This window comes from Neptuniibacter sp. UBA6509 (genome assembly GCA_002435145.1).
GTDB lineage: Bacteria > Pseudomonadota > Gammaproteobacteria > Pseudomonadales > Balneatricaceae > Neptuniibacter.
In genome coordinates this window covers 1-4145 of sequence record DJLT01000011.1, presented here as the reverse complement: position 1 = coordinate 4145, position 4145 = coordinate 1, and the positions used below count along the sequence as shown (strand labels likewise).

Here is a 4145-nt window from a genome sequence, read left to right as displayed (position 1 = left end):
TTTACGGTTTACTGGAAGACCGGCCTTCGAAGAGGTGGTGAGCTAAAGGTCGATTTAGGTGAGCAATACGACAAGCTACCTGAGCAGCAAAAGCCAATTGCAGCTGAGCTTTATGCTATTCATCACCTACTGTCAGTGAAAGAGGTGATGGGAAGTAACCGAAGCGGTCATGGGCTTCAAATCCGGGTCAGTAAAGGAGCTATCAAAAAGTTACAGAAACAACGCTCAACTCAGCATTCACTTTACAGCCTGACTAGGTTTTTGCTAACTCGATACCAGGAAGCACAGATCTCGGTAGAGAAGCAGGACGATTGGCTCTCACATTCCTTCGAAGAATACAGCGTCGATAATGCTACAGTGAGAGACATCGATGAGGTCATCAACGTTCCGAAAATTGGACCTGTCGTGGTGACTCGTCACGCGCTTGAAAGATTCGTGGAACGGCTTTCAGACGGCGTACCTAAGCATCCTTGGAAGTCTTTGTGCTCAAAGCTGCTATGTTCGGGGCTAACTAAAACTCAGTTGCCAGAAAACGTCGCTATCCAAAAAGCAAAAAAATATGCACAAGAGGCCGAGGTCTGGCAGCATGTGGGGAGCAATATGTACTTTGTTATGATTCCTGGTGGCTCAATTAAAACGTTGGTTACGGTTTTCGAAGTAAAGTGAGCTAATGTGTATTGGCGATACTTACTTAGGTGCCGATAGCAGACCTCAGCAACCTGGTACAACTCAATGATACCTTTTCCATTATCCTCTTTTATGAATTAAATCAGGAGTATCATTACTCCTAACCAAAGACATTCATTTTACTTAATCAGTACTATTTCGGTATAACGCTAATAACTCAGTGGGTAGTAAGAAGTTCAACAACAAATAACTCTAGGCACGATGAGTGCCCAAAATGTTTATCATTTAGAGCTGATGGTCGAAGAAATTAACTCGCGTAGCCAAATGCCTTTGTCTTCATTGTTTCGGCTGGAATGCCACAGCATGGCAATATCAAAATCCGCAACGGCGATCGGCGGCTTAACAGTAATGAGATCGTCCGAAAAGCCCTCCGCCAACGCCATTTTTTCTGGCACGATGGCAATTAGATCGCGCTTTTTCAATAAATGCCGAATGGTGAGAAAATTGCGCGAAGCCACGGTGACTTTACGCCTCAAGCCGTGTTCTGCGAGCTTTTGGTCTACTTGTGTCTTTAAGCTCCCATCGGGACTTACCAGAGCTTGCTCGATGTTAGCGAACGCTTCCAGAGACAGCTGTGTTTCCCCTTTCAATACCTGTTTATCACACATGCACACGTGTTTTTCGGTGTACAAGTACAAGCTCTCAAAGTTGTCATCTAACAACGGAATGCTGCCAATAATGACATCGAGCTTTTCCTGCTCTGTTAATGCCACGTAGTTGCTACGATTGACGTTAATAAAACTGATCTGCGCCTCTGGTGCGCGCTGACGTATTTCGTCATAAACCCGAGGCGCAAAGATAAACTCAGCATAATCCGTTAACCCAATGCGACATACACCCGCGTAATTTTCAGGTTGGAAGGCAGACTTAGTGAGCAAGTCTTTGGCGATAGAGTCCAGCAAGTTATGCACGGTTGGCGCGATGTGGTGAGCGTGCTCTGTGGGCTGCATCTTATGCCCTTTGCGCTCAAAAAGCGGGTCATCAAACAACAACCTCAAACGAGATAAACTATGGCTCATCGCCGACTGGCTAACGCAACTTTTCTCTGCCGCGACGCTAACGCTTCGATGGCGATACAGGTAGGAAAACGTCACCAACAAGTTCAAGTCAATGTTGCGCCACTGAATGTCCTCTTTCACTTCAACACCCTCATCCCATTTCATTCATAGATGAAATCAAAATCATCAATTTGAGTCATTTTATAGCATTCGATAAATTAGCAAAAATGCTTTTTAAATAAACAGGCTCGACATGTTCACTATCTTCAAGACTTTTTTCTGGCTGGGTTGGTTCAGCTTCGGCGGCCCAGCGGCTCATATTGGTTATTTTCGCCAAACCTTTGTTGAGAAACTGAAATGGCTTGATGACAGCGAGTACGCTCAAATTGTCGCGCTCAGTCAGTTTTTGCCGGGACCGGGATCAAGCCAAGTCGGCTTTGCATTGGGTTATAAGCGCGGCGGTTTAAGTGGTGCATGCGCAGCATTTGTCGGATTCACGCTTCCTTCGGTGATCATCATGTTGGCGCTAGCGATGGTGAGTAGCCAAATCACCGACACCGCAATGTTTCAAAACATCGTTCACGGGCTAAAACTACTAGCTGTCGTTGTCGTGGCGGATGCGACCTGGGGCATGTACAAAAACTTCTGCCAAAGCAAACTGACCGCTGGTTTGTGCGTCGCGACTGCGATTGCGTTGTTGGTGGCACCAAGCATCATGACGCAAATGTTCGTGTTGCTCGGAGCCGGTATTGTCGGTTTGCGATATCTGAGGAAAGGCTCCGTGCCATCAACCGAGCCGTTTAAACCGTCTATAGCGCCACTGGCTCTATTTGCGGTGCTTTTACTCGGCTTACCGTTAGTGGCTCATACGTTGCCTTTGCTTGGGCTGTTTAGTGATTTTTTCCAAGCTGGTAGCTTAGTGTTTGGTGGCGGTCATGTGGTGCTGCCGCTTCTGCAAAACATTGTTGGCGATCAGCTCAGCCCAGATGTATTTTTAACAGGCTACGCCGCTGCACAAGCTGTACCGGGGCCAATGTTCACCTTTGCAACTTTTATCGGTTATGAGCTTTCGGATACGCCAATTTTAGGTGCGCTGATCGCAACGCTTGGTGTATTCCTACCAGGTTTTCTTTTACTGCTTGGCGTACTTAAAAACTGGCAAGCACTGGCAAGCAAACCGTTGGTCTCCGGCGCCATCAACGGTGTAAACGCCTCGGTAGTAGGATTGCTACTCTCGGCACTTTACCAGCCAGTATTTAGCAGCGCAGTTGTTGCTCCCATCGACATGGCGTTAGTGATTGTAGGTTTCTATCTACACAAAAAGCTCAACCTTTCGGTGCTGTGGATGATCGTATTTTTTGTGGCGGCAGGCCTTGTCACGGGCATGATGTAGCCTCCTGATTAGCCAGCCATTGAATCCAGATAAACCATGGGCACTCAAATACGAGTGCCCTTGTTCTTAGATTAGATAGCGATAACGGAACAGACCCCGATTAAAAGAGCATCACAAAGGTAGGAGATTATTATCCCATATTTACACTGCATCCGGCTTTGTTGCTTAAATCGATGGAACTAAATCAAGAAGCTACGATCTGATCGGCTCCCCCCATCAATCGTCGTCATATATTTTGCTCATTAAAGTTAGCTGTTGTTACTGGTCAAAACAGCTAGTCAGAAACACACACGATTCCTTCATCTATCTGGCCAATCGCTCTTATGGGGATCTTTAGCATGTTAGCTCTATGAAATTTTCTGGAGCTGACAATGAGAACCCCTTTGTTACCTTGGTTTATCCTATGGGTGACCATCCCAATCATTATTTTATTTCTATTCATCTTGCCCGCCCATGCCAGTGATGGGCCATTCTATCAGCGTGGTCAGGAAGGCTGGTTTTGGTATCAGGTCATTCCTGAACCTGAGCAGCCTGATGAGCTGATAGAGCCGGAAGCTGGTGTCGTGGAGTCCAGTCAGAGCGAACTAAAGCCCTTCAGTGCCGCATGGTTCCGAGAGCATATGCAATCGTTTATGGACAAGGCAATTGATGAGCCAACGAGTGAGAATGTCAGAGCCTATCTTTATCTTCAGCGCGTCATGATGGATAAGGGCTCACTATTTGCTGATGTTAGTCAGCAGGTGGTCATGGGTGATCCTGTTTTGGATGAAATCAGTCGAAGACCCTTGGCGACTTATGCCGCCAATCGGATGGATAGAGAAGCTGGCACTCAACGGGATGTTGCTTTAGTTGAGGTAGCAAAACGAGCTGGCTTGTTCTTCTTCTATCGTTCGGATTGCCCTTACTGCCATGCTCAAGCGCCTATCATCGAATCCATGGCTTTGAACTACGGTTTTGAGGTGTTTGCTATTGCTGTCGATGGCTTGCCTTTACCGGGTGGAGAGTTTCCCAATTTCAAAGTCGATTCAGGACAAGCTCAATCATTGTCCGTTACGACTGTCCCTGCC

Annotated in this window: 4 protein-coding genes; 3 read left to right on the top strand and 1 reads right to left on the bottom strand. The window is 46.8% G+C overall.

What is annotated here, in order from left to right:
* Positions 1 to 666 (top strand): hypothetical protein (locus B4K11_RS01615; protein ID WP_292959199.1); only part of this gene is annotated, 666 nt, incomplete at its 5' end.
* A 242-nt stretch (positions 667 to 908) separates the two neighbouring features.
* On the opposite strand, the gene B4K11_RS01610 is transcribed toward B4K11_RS01615, so the two are convergent.
* Entirely contained in the window at positions 909 to 1826 is a 918-nt protein-coding gene (locus tag B4K11_RS01610) for a LysR family transcriptional regulator (RefSeq protein WP_015066591.1), read from the bottom strand.
* 112 nt (positions 1827 to 1938) lie between these two features.
* Between B4K11_RS01610 and chrA the strand changes: the two genes are divergently transcribed.
* Together chrA and traF are read left to right on the top strand one after the other, a co-directional pair.
* Complete coding sequence (gene chrA / locus B4K11_RS01605) at positions 1939 to 3078, top strand: chromate efflux transporter (protein ID WP_015066592.1); 1140 nt, start codon at positions 1939 to 1941, stop codon at positions 3076 to 3078.
* Between the two features lie 371 nt (positions 3079 to 3449).
* Positions 3450 to 4145, top strand: a 696-nt coding sequence (gene traF / locus B4K11_RS01600; protein ID WP_292959198.1) for a conjugal transfer protein TraF, incomplete at its 3' end; no start/stop codon positions are given.

Excerpts from the sequence above, each read along its gene's own strand:
- chrA (WP_015066592.1), top strand. The coding sequence starts at position 1,939 with ATGTTCACTATCTTCAAGACTTTTTTCTGGCTGGGTTGGTTCAGCTTC.